We start from the raw sequence: 18574 nt of genomic DNA, 5'->3' as shown, positions 1-18574 counted from the left end.
TTGCTCCTTGTTATTGTTGTACAGCCTGCCGCCGCCCGGCGGTGCGGGCGGCGGCCGATGGTGCGCGTTGCCTAGATGGGGTAATGCCTGGGGCCGTGCTGGAGGGTGACCCAGCGCAGCTGGGTGAATTGATCGATGGCGGTGCGGCTGCCGAAGCTGCCGTAGCCGCTGGCCTTGACCCCACCGAAGGGCATCTGCGCCTCGTCATGCACGGTCGGGCCGTTGATGTGGCAGATACCCGACTCCACACGCTGGGCCAAGGCCAGCGCACGGCTGGTGTCGCGGCTGAAGATGGCCGACGACAAACCGAACTCGGAGTCGTTGGCCAGCGTCAGCAAGGCTTCATCGCCCTCGGCGCGCAGCACCACTGCCACCGGCCCGAAGGACTCTTCGTGGTACAGGCGCATGCTTGCGTCGACGTTGTCCAACAGGGTGGGCTGCAAAATGCTGCCGTCCAGCTGGCCGCCGCATACCAGGCGTGCGCCCTTGGCCACGGCATCGTCGATCAGCGCCTTGATGCGCTCGCCGGCCGCACCGCTGACCAGCGAACCGAGCACCGACGTGCTGGCCTGTGGGTCACCTGCGCGCAGCCCGCCGACCTTGGCCGCCAGCTTGTCGACGAAGGTGTCGGCGATGCGGTTGTCGACCACCAGGCGCTCGGTGGACATGCAGATCTGGCCCTGGTTGAAGTAGGCCCCAAACGCTGCGGCTTCGACGGCGGCGTCCAGGTCGGCGTCATCGAGCACCAGCAGCGGCGCCTTGCCGCCCAGTTCGAGCAAGGCAGGTTTCAGGTGCCGTGCAGCCAGCTCGCCGACGATGCGCCCCACCTGGGTGGAGCCGGTGAAATTGACGCGGCGCACCGCAGGGTTGGCGATCAGCCGCTCGACGATGGCGGGCGCATCGGCAGGGTCATTGCTGATCACATTGACCACGCCTTCGCCCAAGCCTGCATCGTGGAGCACCTGGCCGATCAGCCTGTGCACCGCCGGGCTGACCTCGGAGGCCTTGAGCACCACGGTGTTGCCACAGGCCAGCGGCATGGCGATGGCCCGCGTGGCGAGGATCACCGGGGCGTTCCACGGCGCGATGCCCAGCACCACACCGCAAGGGGCGCGCAGGGCCATGGCAAAGCTGCCGGGCACATCCGAGGGGATGACCTCACCGGTAATCTGCGTGGTCATGGCCGCAGCTTCGCGCAGCATGTTGGCGGCCAGCTTCACGTTGAAGCCATACCAGTTGGCCATGGCCCCGGTTTCGCCGGCCGCGGCGATGAACTCGGCAGCCCGCGCCTGCAGCAGGTCGGCGCCGGCCAGCAAGCGGCTGCGCCGCTCACCGGGCGCCAGCGCGGCCCAGGCCGGGAACGCTGCACTGGCGGCGGCCACCGCAGCATCGGCATCGGCCAGCGTGGCGGCAGCGGCTTGCGACACCACCTCACCGGTGACCGGGTTGCAGCGCTGGAAGGTTCGTCCATCGCTGGCGGGGCGCGACTGCCCGCCAATCAGCAAAGGCACCTGCAACATGCTCATCCCTCTTGTTGTGGTTGTAGAGAAATATCCGCAGGCTGTGGCCAGTGGCGGCACAGCCCGCCCCGGCCCTCAGCGTTTGTAAGCCTGCAGGCCCGGCTTGATGGACTTGTCGTCGAGGAACTGCTTCATGCCCTGCTCGCGACCGCCCTCGGTGTCCAGCAGGCGGGACTGGTCGAGTTTGGCGTAGAGGTAGTCTTCGTTCTGCTCCCAGGTCAGTTCGCGGCAACGCTTGAAACCGTTCTTGGCTGCACGCAGCACCACCGGGTTTTTCTCCAGCAGGTTCAGCGCCAGCTCGCGGGTCGTCTCGCGCAGCTGGGCCAGCGGTACGCTCTCGTTGACCAGGCCCATCTCGGCGGCTTTGGTACCGCCGAAGGTCTTGCCGGTCATGATGTAGTACAGCGACTGGCGATGGCCAACGGTATCGGCCATCGCCTTGCTGACCAGGTTGCCGGGCGGGATGCCCCAGTTGATTTCCGACAGGCCGAAGGTGGCCTCGTCGGCGCAGATGGCCAGGTCGCAGGCCACCAGCGGGCTGAAACCGCCGCCGAAGCACCAGCCGTTGACCATGGCGATGGTCGGCTTGGCGTACATGCGCAGCAGCTTCCATTGCCATTGCGAGGCTTCACGGCGGATTTTTTCCTGAAGGATTTCGGGGCCGGCGTCGACCTCGCGGAAGTATTCCTTCAGGTCCATGCCTGCAGTCCACGACTCACCGGCCCCGGTCAGCACCAGCACGCCGGCGTCAGCGTCCTGCTCCAGGGTTTCCAGCACGTCGACCATTTCCCGGTTCAGGGTGGGGCTCATGGCATTGCGTTTTTCCGGGCGGTTGAGGGTTACCCAGGCGATGCCCGACTCCAGTTCGACCTTCACGGTGGTCCAGCGGCCTTCGTATTTGCTCATGGTTCTGCACTCTTGTTGTTCGAGGTGGTGACCATCAAACTAATCCGGCAAATTAGTTATGTCAATTAACTATTATGAAAATTATCTTTGCCTTCCAGCCGGTTGAGAAGCTTTTTAGCCTGAGCTTCACTAGCCGGATTGAGCCAGCGCAGGCAAACTGGGTAACTTTCTTACTCATGACACAGGAGCATGCAATCCGATGGCAAGGTCTGCCCGAACCGACGACACCGCTTCCCTGCCCACGCCCCCTGGCGACACGGTCCTTGAGGACCTGCTCGGTTACGCGTTGCGCCGCGCCCAGCTGAAGCTGTTCCAGCACCTGATCAGCCGGCTGGCGGCCTACGACCTGCGCCCGGCGCAGTTCTCTGCGCTGGCGATCATCGAGCAGAACCCGGGCCTGATGCAGGCGGACCTGGCGCGCGCCTTGGCGATCGAGCCGCCGCAGGTGGTGCCGCTGCTGAACAAACTGGAAGAGCGTGCGCTGGCCGTGCGAGTGCGGTGCAAGCCGGACAAGCGCTCTTACGGGATTTTCTTGAGCAAGTCGGGCGAAGCGATGCTCAAGGAGCTCAAACAGATCGCCAGCGACAGCGATCGGGAGGCTACTGGCAGCCTTGAAGAAGCCGAGCGCACAGAACTGCTGCGGCTGCTGACGAAAATTTACAAGGAATAGGGCCATTCATCCCCAATCCGCCAAATGGATCCATTAAGCGTACGATAATCGCACAGCCTCCAATTTTTGTTGGGATTAACCATTGACCAGCCTTTCAGCTCAGGCCTTAATGGATCCATTAAATAACAACAACAATTGGAGGTCCTTCATGTACCCGAAAAACACCTGGTACGTCGCCTGCACCCCTGACGAAATCGCCGAGAAACCCTTGGGCCGGCAGATTTGCGGGGAAAAGATCGTGTTTTACCGCGCCAACGAAAACCGCGTCGCCGCCGTAGAAGACTTTTGCCCGCACCGCGGCGCGCCCTTGTCGCTGGGCTTTGTCGAAAACGGCAACCTGGTGTGCGGCTACCACGGGCTGGTCATGGGCTGTGATGGCAAAGCCGTCGCCATGCCTGGCCAACGGGTGCGGGGCTTCCCCTGCAACAAGGCCTTCGCCGTGGTCGAGCGCCATGGCTTCATCTGGGTCTGGCCCGGTGACCAAACCCAGGCTGACCCGGCCCTGATCCCGCACCTGCCGTGGGCGGCCAGCGACGAATGGGCCTATGGCGGCGGGTTGTTCCACATCGGTTGCGATTACCGCCTGATGATCGACAACCTCATGGACCTCACCCATGAAACCTATGTGCACGCCTCCAGCATCGGCCAGAAGGAAATCGACGAGGCGCCCCCGGCCACCACGGTGAGCGGCGACGAAGTGGTCACCGCCCGGCACATGGAAAACATCATGCCGCCGCCCTTCTGGCGCATGGCCCTGCGCGGCAACGGCCTGGCCGATGACGTGCCGGTGGACCGCTGGCAGATCTGCCGCTTCACCCCGCCCAGCCATGTACTGATCGAGGTGGGCGTGGCCCATGCCGGCCACGGCGGCTACCACGCCCCGGCCGAGCACAAGGCCTCGAGCATCGTGGTCGATTTCATCACCCCCGAGAGCGACACCTCGATCTGGTACTTCTGGGGCATGGCGCGCAATTTTGCCGCCCACGATCAGGCCCTGACCGCGAGCATCCGCGAAGGCCAGGGCAAGATTTTCAGCGAAGACCTGGAAATGCTCGAACGCCAGCAGCAGAACCTGCTCGCCTACCCCGAGCGCAACCTGCTCAAGCTCAACATCGACGCCGGCGGCGTACAGGCGCGCAAGGTGCTGGAGCGGCTGATCGCCAAAGAGCACGCGCCCCAACCGCACGTGATCGCCACCCACACCACCCCCGCCTGAGGAGCCCGCGCCATGATCGATGCCGTAGTGGTATCCCGCAACGACGAAGCCCAGGGCATCTGCAGCTTCGAGCTGGCGGCCGCCGATGGCAGCCCACTGCCGCCCTTCAGCGCCGGCGCGCACATCGATGTGCACCTGCCGGACGGGCTGGTGCGCCAGTATTCCCTGTGCAACCACCCTGCAGAACGCCACCGCTACCTGATCGGCGTGCTCAACGACCCCGCCTCACGCGGCGGTTCGCGCAGCCTTCACGAGCAGGTGCAGGCTGGCCACCGACTGCGCATCAGCGCCCCACGCAACCTGTTCCCGCTGGCCCAGGGCGCCCGGCGCAGCCTGCTGTTCGCCGGTGGCATCGGCATTACGCCCCTGCTGTGCATGGCGGAGCAACTGGCCTGCAACGGCGACGATTTCGAATTGCACTACTGTGCACGCTCCAGCGACCGCGCAGCCTTTGTCGAGCGCCTGCGCGCCGCACCCTTCGCTGACCGCCTGTTCGTACATTTTGACGAGCAGCCGGAGACCGCCCTGGACATCGCCCAAGTGCTGGGCAGCCCGCAGGGCGATGTGCACCTTTACGTGTGCGGGCCTGGCGGCTTCATGCAGCACGTGCTGGACACTGCCAAGCAGCTGGGGTGGCAGCAGGCCAACCTGCACCGCGAGTACTTCGCCGCAGCGCCGGTTGAAAACAGCGACGACGGCAGCTTCTCGGTGCAGGTAGGCAGCACCGGCCAAGTGTTCGAGGTGCCGGCCGACCAGAGCGTGGTGCAGGTGCTGGAACGCCACGGCATCGAGATCGCCGTCTCCTGTGAACAGGGTATTTGCGGCACCTGCCTGACGCGTGTGCTGCAGGGCACGCCAGAGCACCGCGACCTGTTCCTCACCGAGCAGGAACAGGCCCTGAACGACCAATTCACGCCGTGCTGTTCGCGGGCGAAGACGCCCCTGCTGGTACTGGACCTGTAAAACGCCTCAGGACGAGGGCAGGATCACCTTCATGCCCTCGTCCGCCGTGGCCGCGCCAAAGGTTTCGGCATAGCGCAACGTGGCATTGGCATGTTCGCGCATGATCGCCTCGGCGCGGGCACCCTGGCCGTGGGTGAGCGCATCGAACACCGCATGGTGCTGCATGTGCGCGAAGTTGAAGCGCCGGAATTCACGGGCGAGGTCGTGACGGTCCACCGCCAGCGCAGTGACCGAAGCGAACGGCAAGTGGTCGTTGCGCGCCAGGGCATCGGCGATGGCCGGGTTGTGGCTGGCCTCGACGATCACCTGGTGAAAGCGCATGTTCAGGTCGTGATAGGCGTGCAAGTCTTCTTCGGTCACATACCCCTTGTCGAACAACAGGTCGCCTTCGACCAGGCAGCGCTGCAGCGCCTCGCGCGCCGCAGGCAGCAGGCCGCGCTCAGCGGCCTGGCGGGCAGCCAGGCCTTCGAGCACACCGCGCACCTCCACCGCGCCGGCAATGTCGTCGGCGCTGACCGAACGCACCTGGAAGCCACGGCCGCCGCAACGCACCAGCAAGCCCTCCTGCTCCAGGGTACGAAACGCCATGCGTACGGGCATGCGTGAGACGCCGAACCGTTCGGCGGTAGGCACTTCCATCAGCCGCGCGCCAGCCGCCAGTTCGCCCGAGGCGATCATCTTGCGCAACGCGATCAGCACCATTTGACCGGGCTTGCTCATCCAGGGAGGTTCCAGAGACAGAAGCGTGCATCTTACCGCAAGCGCGGGCGCGCTTGGCGCTCTGTGACACCTGCCCTGTTCAGGCTACGATGGTACTTCGTCCTTCGGAGCCCAGCAGCGCCATGCCCAGAACGAGCAAAGTCACCGACCCGTCCTACGAGTTGATGGACGATCACGAGGGCGACTCACTGATCTACCGCCAGCATGGCTTTCCCAGCCCGCTGGTGCGCTGGCATTTCCACAAGGAATACGAACTGCACCTGATCGTGGCCAGCGCCGGCAAAGTGTTCATCGGCGACTACATCGGCAGCTTCGCGCCGAACACGCTTTTCCTCACAGGGCCCAACCTGCCGCACAACTGGATCAGCCAGGCCGGCCCCGGGGAGGTATTCAACGAGCGCGACATGCTGGTCAATTTCACGGACGAGGTGCTGCACAGCGGCAGCCGGGCATTTTCTGAACTGCACCAGCTCAGCCCGTTGCTGGCCCGCGCACACTACGGCATCGAGTTCCGTGACCCCACGCTGATCGCCGAGAGCCGCCAATTGTTGCAACGCATCGCGCACAGCCGCGGCATGACCCGCCTTGGATACTTTTTTATCCTCATGGAACAGCTGGCCGGCTGCGAGGACTACCAGTTGTTGTCCACAGTCACCTCCTCGCATTTGGCTGACGAGCACAACGTCGAGCGCATCAACCGGGCGGTGAACTACATCTTCCAGCACTACGCCCAGGACTTGACCCAGAACGAAGTGGCCGAGCACCTGGGCATGACCCCCACCTACTTCTCACGCTTCTTCAAACAGGCGGCCGGGCGCGGTTTTGTCGAGTTCGTCAACCGCCTGCGGGTCAGCAAGGCCTGCGAACTGCTGGCCAAAAGCGACCTGCCGGTGACCGGGGTGTGCTTCGAATCAGGCTTCAGCAACCTGTCCAATTTCAACCGGCGCTTTCAACAGCTCAAAGGCATGACCCCCTCCGACTATCGCAGCCTGGTGATCCAGCGGCTGACCGAGCAGAACCATCACTGAGCGCAACAACTGCAAAAAAGTATCAGCCAGCGTGCAGCCCAAGCTTTGTGGGCTGCGCCACGCGGGGGTGTAATCAGCGCCAGCGACACAAAAATAATAATGTCTTCCGTGCCGTCAGCCGGCCCGGTAAGGGAGTTCATAGATGAACGACGCGATCAAGGCCTGCCTGGCCGCTGCCTGCCTCAGCCTGCCGCTATTGGCCCAGGGCGCCGAAACGCTGACCATCGCCACGGTCAACAACAACGACATGATCCGCATGCAGCGCCTGGCCAAGGTGTTCGAAGAGCAGCACCCGGACATCAGGCTCAAGTGGGTCGTGCTTGAAGAGAACGTGCTGCGCCAGCGCCTGACTACCGACATCGCCACCCAAGGCGGGCAGTTCGACGTACTGACCATCGGCATGTACGAAGCCGCACTGTGGGGCGCCAAAGGCTGGCTGGAGCCGATGAAGGACCTGCCGGCCGATTACAACCTCGACGACGTGTTCCCGTCTGTGCGCAATGGCTTGTCGGCCAACGGCACGCTGTACGCCCTGCCCTTCTACGCCGAGGCCTCGATCACCTACTACCGCAAGGACCTGTTCCAGAACGCTGGGCTGAGCATGCCCGAGCAACCGACCTGGACCCAGCTGGGTGAATTTGCCGCCAAACTCCACCACCCCGACCAGGGCCAGTACGGCATCTGCCTGCGCGGCAAGGCCGGCTGGGGCGAGAACATGGCGCTGATCGGCACCGTGGCCAATGCCTTTGGCGCACGCTGGTTCAACGAACAGTGGCAGCCGGAATTCACCGGCAGCGCGTGGAAGAACGCGCTGAACTTCTACGTCGACACCCTGAAGCAGTACGGCCCGCCAGGCGCGTCGAGCAACGGCTTCAACGAAAACCTGGCACTGTTCAACAGCGGCAAGTGCGCGATGTGGGTCGATGCCAGCGTTGCCGGCTCGTTCGTCACCGACAAGACCCAGAGCAAGGTCGCCGACCAGGTCGGCTTCACCTTTGCGCCAAAAGAGGTCACCGACAAGGGCGCCTCGTGGCTGTATTCCTGGGCGCTGGCCATCCCCAGCAGCTCCAAGGCCAAGGACGCGGCGAAGGCCTTCAGCACCTGGGCCACATCCGAAGCCTACGCCAAGCTGGTGGCCGACAAGGAAGGCGTGGCCAACGTGCCACCAGGCACCCGCGCCTCTACCTACAGCGACGCCTACCTGGCCGCAGCGCCGTTCGCCAAGGTGACGCTGGAGTCGCTCAAGCGCGTTGACCCCAACCACCCCACGCTCAAGCCCGTGCCGTACGTGGGTATTCAGTTGGTGACCATTCCCGAGTTCCAGGCCATTGGGACGCAGGTCGGCAAGCTGTTCTCCGCCGCCCTGACCGGGCAGATGAAGGTCGACCAGGTGCTTGCCGCCGCCCAGCAGTCCACCGAACGCGAGATGAAGCGCGCCGGTTATCCCAAGTAGCCCACCCGTGGCCTGAGCCGCGCCAACGCCTGGCGCGGTGACGGCTGCCGTCCGCCCTTTTCGCTGCACACGGAGTCGCCATGGACACTTCGGCCCTCGATACCCCGACCCTCGCCACCGCACGCCCCGGCAAACGCCGCGTCGGGCCGGGCTGGTTCCTGGTCAGCCCTTCGGTGGCGCTGCTGCTGTTGTGGATGGTCGTACCCTTGGGCATGACCCTGTATTTTTCGCTGATCCGCTACAACCTGCTGTACCCGGGCGAAAATGCGTACGTAGGCCTGGAGAACTTCGCGTACTTCGTCACCGACCCAGGCTTCATGCCCGGCGCCCTGAACACCCTGACCCTGGTCGGCAGCGTGCTGGCGATCAGCGTGGTGTTCGGCGTACTCATCGCGGCGCTGCTGGAGGCCGGCGAGTTCTGGGGGCGCGGCGTGGTACGGGTGCTGCTGATTTCACCGTTCTTCATCATGCCCACGGTCAGCGCGCTGCTGTGGAAGAACCTGATATTGCACCCGGTGTCGGGCATCCTCGCGGCCGTGTGGAGGCTGTTCGGCGCGCAGCCGGTGGACTGGCTGGCGCACTACCCGCTGCTCTCGATCATCCTGATCGTCTCCTGGCAGTGGCTGCCGTTCGCCATCCTGATCCTGATGACCGCCATGCAGTCGCAGGACCTGGAACAGAAAGAAGCCGCGCGCCTGGATGGCGCCGGGCCGCTGGCGATCTTCTGGCACCTGACCCTGCCGCACCTGGCCCGCCCGATTGCCGTGGTGGTGATGATCGAGACCATCTTCCTGCTGTCGGTGTTCGCCGAAATCTTCACCACCACCAGCGGCGGCCCGGGCTATGCGTCCACCAACCTCGCCTACCTGATCTACAACCAGGCGCTGCTGCAGTTCGACGTCGGCATGGCCTCGGCCGGCGGCCTGATCGCCGTGCTGATCGCCAACATCGCCGCCATCGTGTTGATACGGATGATCGGCAAAAACCTGACCGAGCGCCGCTGAGGAGCCCGCCATGCTGCCACTCAAGCAAACCCGCCGCCTGCGCGACGCATTGATCGGCCTGCTGTGCTGGGGCATCGCCCTGGTGATCTTCTTCCCGATCTTCTGGATGCTGCTGACCAGCTTCAAGACCGAGCTCGACGCCTTCGCCACACCGCCACAGTTCATCTTCGCGCCAACGCTGGAGAACTACCTGCACATCAACGAGCGCAGCGACTACTTCGCCTACGCCTGGAATTCGGTGCTGATCGCCTTCTCGGCGACCGCGCTGTGCATGCTTGTCGCTGTGCCGGCGGCCTACTCCATGGCCTTTTTCGAAACCCGCCACACCAAGCGCACGCTGCTGTGGATGCTGTCGACCAAGATGCTGCCGCCGGTGGGCGTGCTGATGCCGATCTACCTGCTGGCCAAACAGTTCGGCCTGCTCGACTCGCGCCTGGCGCTGATCATCGTCTACACCCTGATCAACCTGCCGATCGTGGTGTGGATGGTGTACACCTACTTCAAGGACATCCCGGTGGACATCCTTGAAGCCGCGCGCCTGGACGGTGCCGGCACCTGGCAGGAAATCGTCCGCGTGTTGCTGCCGATCGCTCGCGGCGGGCTGGCCTCGACCGTGCTGCTGTCGTTGATCCTGTGCTGGAACGAGGCGTTCTGGTCGCTCAACCTGACCTCTTCGGCTGCCGCCCCACTGACCGCGCTGGTGGCCTCCTACTCAAGCCCGGAGGGGCTGTTCTGGGCCAAGCTCTCGGCCGTCTCGACCCTGGCCTGCGCGCCCATCCTGATTTTCGGCTGGATCAGCCAGAAGCAGCTGGTGCGCGGCCTTTCGTTCGGCGCCGTGAAATGAACCGCCCCCCACACGACACCTGCTCAATCACCCCTATTGCGGGCCGCCGCAGAGGACATTCGCCATGGCTGACCTGAAGATCCGCAACCTGCACAAAGGCTTCGATGGCCACGCCATCATCAAGGGCATCGACCTGGAGGTGCGCGACCGTGAGTTCGTGGTGTTCGTCGGCCCGTCCGGGTGTGGCAAGTCGACACTGCTGCGGCTGATCGCCGGCCTTGAGGAGGTCAGCGGCGGCCACATTACCCTGGACGGCGTCGACATCACTGACACCGCCCCGGCCAAACGCGACCTGGCCATGGTGTTCCAGACCTACGCGCTCTACCCGCACATGACCGTACGCAAGAACCTGTCGTTCGCCCTGGACCTGGCCGGCGTGGACAAGCGTGAGGTGCAGGCCAAAGTCGACAACGCCGCGCGCATCCTAGAACTGCAACCGCTGCTTGAACGCAAACCCCGCCAACTGTCTGGTGGCCAGCGCCAGCGGGTGGCGATCGGCCGGGCGATCGTGCGCAACCCAAAGATTTTCCTGTTCGACGAGCCGCTTTCGAACCTTGACGCCGCCCTGCGCGTGCAGATGCGCCTGGAGCTTGCGCGCCTGCACCAGGAGCTGGCTGCAACCATGATCTACGTGACCCACGACCAGGTCGAAGCGATGACCCTGGCCGACAAGGTGGTGGTGCTCAACGGCGGGCGCATCGAGCAGGTCGGCTCGCCGCTGGAGCTGTACCACCACCCGGCCAACCTGTTCGTCGCAGGCTTTCTCGGCACCCCGAAAATGGGCTTTTTGCGCGGCCACGTGAGCCACAGCCAGGGCACCTCGTGCGAGGTCACCCTTGAATGCGGTGCCCGTGTCAGCCTGGCACTGTGCACAGACGGCCTGCCCGCTGGCAGCCCCGTGACGCTGGGCATCCGCCCGGAGCACCTGAACATCGCCAGCGCCGGGCACGGCACACCCGGCTTGCTGCAGGTGACCGCCGACGTCAGTGAGCGCCTGGGCAGTGACAGCTACTGCCATGTACGTGCCGGCTCCGGGGAAATGCTCACCGTACGGGTGCGCGGCGACTTTGCGCCGGCCTTCGGCGTGCCCCTGGAACTGGCCTTCGACCCAGGCCACTGCCACCTGTTCGACAGCAACGGCCAAGCCCTGGACAAACGCCTGCAGCAAGCGGCCTGAGGACGTACACGATGAAACTCGACCCGCACCACCTCGACCTGCTGGCGCCCACGGTCGCCCGCCCTTCCTACGCGCCCTCGCAGCTGCGCCAGGGCATCGTGCACATTGGCGTAGGTGGGTTTCACCGTGCCCATCAGGCGGCCTACACCGACGCCCTGATGAACCGCGGCGAAGGCCTGGACTGGGCCATCTGCGGCGCCGGCCTGCGCAGCGAAGACCGCGCCATGCGCGACGCCCTGGCGGCGCAGGGCTACCTGTACACCCTGTTCGTGCTGGACGACCGACCCGACACCGAAGTGCGGGTGATCGGTGCCCTCAATGACATGCTCTTGGCCGAGGACGATGCCCAAGCGCTGCTGGCCAAACTGGCCGAGCCCGGCGTCCGCATCGTCTCGCTGACCATCACCGAAGGCGGCTACTGCATCGACGACAGCACCGGCGAGTTTCGCGCCGACCTGGCGCAGGTCCGGCACGATCTGGCCAACCCGCAGGCCCCGCAAGGCGTGTTCGGCTTTCTCTGCGAAGCCCTGCGGCGGCGCCGCGAGGCCGGCGTGGGGCCGTTCACGGTGATGTCCTGCGACAACCTTCCGCACAATGGCGCGGTCGCGCGCAAGGCCCTGCTGGCCTTTGCCCGGTTGCTCGACCCGGACCTGGCCCACTGGATAGGCGAGCACGTGAGCTTCCCCAACGCCATGGTCGATCGCATCACGCCAATGACCAGCAGCGACCACCGCCAACGACTGTTCGAGCGCCACGGCGTCGAGGATGCCTGGCCGGTGGTGTGCGAGCCGTTCCTGCAGTGGGTGGTGGAAGACAAATTCGTAGCCGGGCGCCCGGCGTGGGAAAAGGTCGGTGTGCAGTTCACCGACGACGTTACGCCCTATGAAGAAATGAAAATCAAGCTGCTCAACGGCAGCCACCTCGCACTGACCTACCTGGGCTTCCTGCAGGGCTACCGCCTGGTCCACGAAACCCTTGCCGACCCACTGCTGCGCCGCTACATGCGCACGTTCATGGACCTGGACGTGACCCCGCAACTTGCCCCGGCGCCGGGCATCGACCTGGAACGCTACAAGGACAGCCTCACCGAGCGCTTCGCCAACCGCGCCATCGCCGACCAGCTGGAGCGGGTGTGCTCGGACGGCTCATCGAAGTTTCCCAAGTACATCGTCCCCACCGCCAACCAGCTGATTGCCGAGGGCCAGCCGCTGGACCGCGTGGCCCTGGTGGTAGCGGCCTGGGCCCTGTACCTGGGCGGGGTAGACGAACAGGGCAGCGCCTATGCCATCCCCGACCCACGCGCGGCCCAATGCCAGGCACGGGTGGTGCAGCGTGACGGGCTGGCTGCCCGGGTGCTGGGCGACGAAACGATATTTGGCACGGTCATCCCCGCCTCCGGTGCCTTCGTCAGCGCTTTCGAGCGCCTGTATGACAGCCTGTGTGAGGTTGGCGTGAGCGAGACGCTGCGCCGAGTGCTTGGCGACTGACCCGGAGCACACGCAATGGACGGACTGTTTCTCGGCATTGATTGCGGTACCCAGGGTACCAAGGCGCTGGTGCTGGACGCCGGCAGCGGCCGGGTGCTGGGCCTTGGTAGTGCCGCGCACGCGCCTGCACGGGGCCGCGACGGGCGCCGCGAGCAGGACCCGGCCGACTGGCTAGCCGCCCTGCACACGGCAGTCGCTGGCGCGCTGCATGAGGCCGGCGTCGATGGCCAGGCCATCCGTGCGCTGGCGGTATCCGGCCAGCAGCATGGCCTGGTGATGCTGGACGCCCAAGGCCAGGTACTGCGCCCGGCCAAGCTCTGGTGCGACACCGAAACCACGGCAGAAAACCAGGCACTGCTGAACGCGCTCGGCGGCCCGCAAGGCTCGATCGAACGCCTGGGGCTGGTGATTGCGCCGGGCTATACCGTATCCAAGCTGCTGTGGAGCAAACGGCACTTCCCCGACCTGTTCGCCCGCCTGGCCCATGTGCTGCTGCCCCACGATTACCTCAATTACTGGCTGACAGGCCGCGCCTGCAGCGAGCCGGGCGATGCGTCTGGCACCGGTTACTACAACGTGCACCACAACAGCTGGGCAACCGATGTGCTGCAACACATCGAACCGGGCGAGCGCCTGCTGGCGGCACTGCCCGAGCTGCTCGCCCCTGGCGACTGCGTCGGCCCGCTGCGCGAGCAGGCCGCCGCAGGCCTGGGGCTGAACCCTCACGCCTGGGTGGCCACCGGCGGCGGCGACAACATGCTCAGCGCCATCGGTACCGGCAATATCAGCCCTGGCATGATTACCCTCAGCCTGGGCACCTCGGGCACCCTGGCAGCTTACGCCGACCATGCCCAGTTCAACCCCAAGGGCGAGGTGGCGAACTTCTGCGCCTCCAGCGGTGGCTGGTTGCCCTTGATCTGCACGATGAACCTGACCAACGCCTGCGCGCTGGTGCGTGACCTGCTGGAGCTTGACATCACCCGCTTCACGGCCCTCGCCGCGCAAGCGCCGCTTGGCGCCGACGGCCTGTTGATGCTGCCGTTTTTCGATGGCGAACGGGTACCCGCGCTGCCCACTGCCAGCGCCAGCCTGCATGGCATGACCAGCGCCAACCTCACCCGCGCCAACCTGTGCCGGGCCGTACTCGAAGGCACTTGCTTCAGCCTGCGCTATGGCCTGGACCTGCTGCGCGCCAGCGGCCTGCAGGGCAGCGAAATCCGCCTGGTGGGCGGGGCGGCAAAAAGCGAGCTGTGGCGCCAGGTACTGGCCAATCTGCTCGGCCTGCCAGTGGTGTGCCCGCGCCAGACCGAAGCCGCCGCGCTGGGGGCGGCAATCCAGGCCGCCTGGAGCCTTGGCCGCCAACTGGGCCACGGCGACAGCCTGCAGGCCCTGTGCGAACGCTGCGTCGAGCTGGACGAAAGCACCCGCACCCTGCCCGGCCTGGCGCAACAGGCCGCCTACGGCGTGGCCTACAGACGCTACCTGGATCACCTGCCTGTGCTCTGATCGCGGTACTGTCCTTACTCTTTTCTGTTTGGGAGAACTTCATGTATCTGGTATGTGGCGAGGCGTTGTTCGATGTCTTCAGCCTGGCAAACAGCCCGCGCACCTCAGAGCTGGGCTTTAGCGCGATTGCTGGCGGCTCGCCGTTCAACGTCGCCATCGGCCTGCGCAGGCTGGGCGTTGCCGCAGGCTTTTTCGGCGGGTTGTCCAGCGACCACCTCGGCGCGCGCCTGCGCCGGGTACTGGAGGAAGAAGGCGTGAATTGCCAGCACCTGGTGACCAGCGATGCACCCACCACCCTGGCCATGGTCGGCCTGGATGCCAACGGCTCCGCGCAGTACCAGTTCCGCGGCGAAGGCTGCGCCGACCGGCAGGTGCGGCTTGAGCATCTGCCGGTACTGGATGAGAACGTACGCGGGCTGCACGTTGGGTCATACACACTGGTGGTGACACCCGTGGCCGACACGTTGCTGGCACTGGTGGAACGCGAACGCGACCAGCGGTTGATCAGCCTGGACCCGAACGTGCGCCTGAATCCCCAGCCCGATGTGGCGCTGTGGCGCAGGCGCGTTGAAGCGTTTGCCGCGCATGCACATTTGATCAAGGCCAGCGAGGAAGACCTGCAGGTGCTGTACCCGGGGCGCGACGCTGGCGAGGTAGCCCGTGGCTGGTTGAACGAGCGCTGCCGGCTGGTGTTCGTGACCCACGGGGCTGAGGGTGCCAGCGTGCATTGTGCGCACGGGTCGTGGCACCGGCCGGCGGACAGCTCACTGCCGGTTCGCGACACCGTGGGGGCCGGGGATACGTTCCAGGCGGCCGTGCTGGCCTGCCTGGTTCGGCTGGGTGCGGACAGCCCGATGGGTGTGGCGATGCTGGCGCGCGACACGGTCGATGCGATGCTGGCCTACGCCATTGGGGCGGCTGCGGTGACCTGTTCAAGGGCCGGGCCGGACCTGCCGTTTGAAAGCGAGCTTTCCTGCATGCCTCAGGCCATCGGTACCTCGGGCTGATTGCGGATCAGGGTTTGTGCTGCTTCATCGTTTGCCGATGCAGGGCAATGAACGGCGCCTCCGCCGGGTCGATGCGGTCCATTTTCGCGGCGATGCGATGCCAGTACGGATACTGCGGCGCGATCCGCGTCACCCGCTCGATCTGTTCAAGGTCTTGGCCTGTCAGCACCAGCTCCACCGCCTGCAGGTTGTCGTGCAACTGCTCGGCCGTGCGCCCGGCCGTGATGACACTGGTGATGCCTGGTCGGTCCTTGAGCCAGGCCAGGCACACCCGCGCCGGTGAGCAGCCATGCCGGCGCCCAACCTCGATCAGCGCCTCGATGATGTCGTAGGCCCGCTCCTTGTCATGCACGTAGGGTTCCGGCCAATCGTTGCCTTGGCGGGTACCGGCCGGCGTCTGTTGCCCGCGCCGCACCTTGCCGGTCAGCAAGCCCTCCCCCAGCGGCCCCCACACCAGCGTGGCAAGGCCCTGGTCGAGTGCCATCGGCAGCAGTTCGTACTCCGCTTCACGGGCTTCGGGGGTGTAGTAGATCTGCTGGGAAACCGGCTGCTGCCAACCGTTGAGCCGCGCACTGCCGAGGGTTTTCATCATCTGCCAGGCGGTGTAGTTGGACGTGCCGAAGTAACGCACCTTGCCGCTTTGCACCAGGTGCTCAAGGGCGGCCAGGGTCTCTTCCACAGGTGTGATGCCGTCCCAGTTGTGGATCTGGTAGAGGTCGATATGGTCGGTGCCCAAGCGCTTGAGGCTGGCTTCGCAGGCGCGGATCAGGTGATAGCGCGAAGCGCCGCTGTCGTTGGGGTTGTCCCCCATCGGGCTGCGCGCCTTGGTGGCGAGGATGACCGACTGGCGCCGCTCACCCAGCGCCTGGCCGACGATCTCTTCGGCCAGGCCGTGGGAGTACAGGTCTGCCGTGTCGACCAGGTTGACCCCGGCGTCGAAGGCCATGTCGAACATGCGCCGGGCCAGTGCCACGTCCACGCTGCCGGTTTTCTCGAATGCGCCACGCCCGCCGAACGGGACCGTGCCGACCACCAGTTCAGAAACCAGCAGGCCAGTGTTGCCGAGTGCGCGGTACTTCATGGGTAGTGCCTCCAAATGCGAACGACTCGGAAGTACCGACGGGGCGCATTGCTGAAACGTTCAATCTGATTGGTTACCCCTAAGCGTTTCAGGGCTGCTACGCAGCCCATCGCCGGCAAGCCGGCTCCTACACCGCGCAGTTCAGGAGGCCTGCGCTGGACTGTGGGAGCTGGCTTGCCGGCGATGGGCCGCAAAGCGGCCCCAAATCGCTTAACGTCCAGGATTCACTCAGCGCCAGACGGGATACCGGGGCCGACGTACCGTCAGCTCTCATCTAGCAAAAAATGCATAAAAAACCGCATTGAAATTGCCAATCGTGCTGATGCGCAGGATCAATTTAGGGGGGCATCCCACGCTCATTATCCTCTGCGGGCGCATTCAAAAACGCCCGATTGAGCCTATGGAGCTTCTCGATGACCCCTGTGCTAAAGCATTTCCAACCCGGCCGCCTGCTGGTTGCAGCAAGCCTGGCCGCCAGCCTGCTGACGATGTCCGTCCAGGCCGCGACCCTGACCCGCGACAGCGGTGCACCGGTTGGTGACAACCAGAATTCGCAAACGGCCGGCGCCAACGGCGCGGTGCTGCTGCAAGACGCTAACCTGCTGCAGAAGCTGCAGCGCTTCGACCGCGAGCGCATTCCAGAGCGGGTGGTGCACGCCCGTGGTACCGGAGTGCACGGTGAGTTCACCGCCAGCGCCGACATCAGCGACCTGAGCATCGCCAAAGTCTTCCGCCCAGGTGAGAAAACACCGGTGTTCGTGCGCTTTTCTGCCGTGGTGCACGGCAACCACTCGCCCGAAACCCTGCGTGACCCACGCGGCTTCGCCACCAAGTTCTACACCGCAGACGGCAACTGGGACCTGGTAGGCAACAACTTCCCGACCTTTTTCATCCGCGACGCCATCAAGTTCCCGGACATGGTGCACGCCTTCAAGCCTGACCCACGCACCAACCTCGATGACGACTCCCGCCGCTTCGACTTCTTCTCCCACGTACCAGAAGCCACCCGCACCTTGACCCTGCTGTACTCCAACGAGGGTACCCCAGCCAGCTACCGCGAAATGGACGGCAACAGCGTGCACGCCTACAAGCTGGTCAACAGCGAAGGCCAAGTGCACTACGTGAAGTTCCACTGGAAGAGCCTGCAAGGCCAGAAGAACCTTGACCCCAAACAAGTCGAGCAGGTCCAGGGCCGTGATTACAGCCACATGACCAACGACCTGGTCAGCGCGATCAAGGACGGCAAGTTCCCCAAATGGGACCTGTACATCCAGGTGCTCAAGCCCGAAGACCTGGCCAAGTTCGACTTCGACCCGCTCGATGCCACCAAGATCTGGCCGAACGTGCCAGAGCGCAAGATCGGCCAGATGGTGTTGAACCGCAACGTCGACAACTTCTACCAGGAAACCGAGCAAGTCGCCATGGCGCCGTCCAACCTGGTGCCGGGTATCGAACCGTCTGAAGACCGCCTGCTGCAAGGCCGCCTGTTCGCCTATGCCGACACCCAGATGTACCGCATTGGCGCCAACGGCCTGGGCTTGCCGGTCAACCAGCCGCGCCTCCCGGTCAATAACGTCAACCAGGATGGCCAGGCCAACGCGGGCCACACCACCACGGGGGTCAACTACCAGCCAAGCCGCCTGCAGCCGCGTGAAGAACAGGCCAGCGCCCGCTATGTGCCGACCCCGCTGGTGGGCAGCACCCAGCAGGCGAAGATCCAGCGCGAGCAAAACTTCAAGCAGACTGGCGAGCTGTTCCGCTCCTACAGCAAGAAGGAACAGACCGACCTGATCAACAGCCTGGGCCAGGCCCTGGCAGTGACCGACGAGCAAAGCCGCTACATCATGCTGTCGTTCTTCTACAAGGCCGATAGCGACTACGGTGCAGGCCTGGCCAAAGTGGCCAAGGCAGACCTCAAGCGCGTTCAGCAGCTGGCAGCGAAGCTGCAGGACTGAGTGCCATGACTGAGCGGGCCGACGGCCCGCTCTTCGT

The 18574-nt window shown here is 64.9% G+C and carries 16 protein-coding genes; 12 read left to right on the top strand and 4 right to left on the bottom strand.

Annotated elements, in window-relative coordinates:
* Nucleotides 1-71 precede the first annotated feature (71 nt).
* Both ACMGF5_RS18875 and ACMGF5_RS18870 read right to left on the bottom strand, forming a co-directional pair.
* Nucleotides 72-1520: an aldehyde dehydrogenase gene (locus ACMGF5_RS18875; RefSeq protein ID WP_012313937.1), complete on the bottom strand. Its 1449-nt coding sequence runs from the start codon at nt 1518-1520 to the stop codon at nt 72-74.
* Nucleotides 1521-1595: 75 nt separating this feature from the next.
* Nucleotides 1596-2426 (bottom strand): p-hydroxycinnamoyl CoA hydratase/lyase, encoded by an 831-nt coding sequence (locus tag ACMGF5_RS18870; protein WP_039604652.1) that lies wholly within the window; start codon nt 2424-2426, stop codon nt 1596-1598.
* A gap of 199 nt (nt 2427-2625) precedes the next feature.
* On the opposite strand from ACMGF5_RS18870, the gene ACMGF5_RS18865 reads away from it, so the two are divergent.
* The 3 genes from ACMGF5_RS18865 to ACMGF5_RS18855 all read left to right on the top strand — a co-directional run bounded on the left by ACMGF5_RS18865 (nt 2626) and on the right by ACMGF5_RS18855 (nt 5275).
* Complete coding sequence (locus tag ACMGF5_RS18865) at nt 2626-3096, top strand: MarR family winged helix-turn-helix transcriptional regulator (protein WP_046785644.1); 471 nt, start codon at nt 2626-2628, stop codon at nt 3094-3096.
* A gap of 148 nt (nt 3097-3244) precedes the next feature.
* Nucleotides 3245-4312, top strand: a complete 1068-nt coding sequence (locus ACMGF5_RS18860; protein WP_115275202.1) for an aromatic ring-hydroxylating oxygenase subunit alpha — start codon at nt 3245-3247, stop codon at nt 4310-4312.
* 12 nt (nt 4313-4324) lie between these two features.
* A complete protein-coding gene (locus ACMGF5_RS18855) occupies nt 4325-5275 on the top strand; it encodes a PDR/VanB family oxidoreductase (RefSeq protein ID WP_012313933.1) in 951 nt (316 codons plus the stop codon).
* Between the two features lie 6 nt (nt 5276-5281).
* Here the strand turns inward: ACMGF5_RS18855 and ACMGF5_RS18850 are convergent, their stop codons facing one another.
* Nucleotides 5282-5995, bottom strand: coding sequence for a GntR family transcriptional regulator (locus ACMGF5_RS18850; RefSeq protein ID WP_174141723.1), 714 nt, complete (start codon nt 5993-5995; stop codon nt 5282-5284).
* A gap of 122 nt (nt 5996-6117) precedes the next feature.
* Between ACMGF5_RS18850 and ACMGF5_RS18845 the strand changes: the two genes are divergently transcribed.
* From ACMGF5_RS18845 to ACMGF5_RS18810, 8 genes are all read left to right on the top strand, one after another.
* The gene (locus tag ACMGF5_RS18845) at nt 6118-7023 is read left to right on the top strand and encodes an AraC family transcriptional regulator (protein ID WP_414157073.1); all 906 of its coding nucleotides are present in this window, start codon (nt 6118-6120) and stop codon (nt 7021-7023) included.
* 142 nt (nt 7024-7165) lie between these two features.
* Entirely contained in the window at nt 7166-8476 is a 1311-nt protein-coding gene (locus ACMGF5_RS18840; RefSeq protein ID WP_414157072.1) for an ABC transporter substrate-binding protein, read from the top strand.
* An 80-nt stretch (nt 8477-8556) separates the two neighbouring features.
* On the top strand, nt 8557-9480 hold the full coding sequence (locus tag ACMGF5_RS18835; RefSeq protein WP_046785650.1) for a carbohydrate ABC transporter permease: 924 nt from the start codon (nt 8557-8559) through the stop codon (nt 9478-9480).
* 10 nt (nt 9481-9490) lie between these two features.
* Complete coding sequence (locus tag ACMGF5_RS18830) at nt 9491-10324, top strand: carbohydrate ABC transporter permease (protein ID WP_012313928.1); 834 nt, start codon at nt 9491-9493, stop codon at nt 10322-10324.
* Between the two features lie 64 nt (nt 10325-10388).
* Entirely contained in the window at nt 10389-11501 is a 1113-nt protein-coding gene (locus ACMGF5_RS18825; protein ID WP_414157071.1) for an ABC transporter ATP-binding protein, read from the top strand.
* A gap of 11 nt (nt 11502-11512) precedes the next feature.
* On the top strand, nt 11513-12988 hold the full coding sequence (locus tag ACMGF5_RS18820; RefSeq protein ID WP_119688722.1) for a mannitol dehydrogenase family protein: 1476 nt from the start codon (nt 11513-11515) through the stop codon (nt 12986-12988).
* A 15-nt stretch (nt 12989-13003) separates the two neighbouring features.
* Nucleotides 13004-14494 (top strand): xylulokinase, encoded by a 1491-nt coding sequence (gene xylB, locus ACMGF5_RS18815; protein WP_414157070.1) that lies wholly within the window; start codon nt 13004-13006, stop codon nt 14492-14494.
* Between the two features lie 41 nt (nt 14495-14535).
* On the top strand, nt 14536-15501 hold the full coding sequence (locus tag ACMGF5_RS18810) for a carbohydrate kinase family protein (RefSeq protein WP_115275211.1): 966 nt from the start codon (nt 14536-14538) through the stop codon (nt 15499-15501).
* Nucleotides 15502-15508: 7 nt separating this feature from the next.
* On the opposite strand, the gene ACMGF5_RS18805 is transcribed toward ACMGF5_RS18810, so the two are convergent.
* Nucleotides 15509-16582 (bottom strand): aldo/keto reductase, encoded by a 1074-nt coding sequence (locus ACMGF5_RS18805; protein WP_115275212.1) that lies wholly within the window; start codon nt 16580-16582, stop codon nt 15509-15511.
* A gap of 413 nt (nt 16583-16995) precedes the next feature.
* Between ACMGF5_RS18805 and katB the strand changes: the two genes are divergently transcribed.
* Nucleotides 16996-18537 carry a catalase KatB gene (katB, locus tag ACMGF5_RS18800; RefSeq protein WP_414157069.1) on the top strand — a complete coding sequence of 514 codons (1542 nt, stop codon included), beginning with the start codon at nt 16996-16998 and terminating at the stop codon, nt 18535-18537.
* The last annotated feature ends 37 nt before the right edge of the window (nt 18538-18574 follow it).

The sequence above is a fragment of the Pseudomonas sp. BNK-15 genome (assembly GCF_047456105.1).
GTDB classification, from domain to species: Bacteria; Pseudomonadota; Gammaproteobacteria; order Pseudomonadales; family Pseudomonadaceae; genus Aquipseudomonas; species Aquipseudomonas putida_E.
The sequence above is the reverse complement of the archived record's forward strand: the minus strand, read 5'-3'. Positions and strand labels throughout refer to the sequence as shown.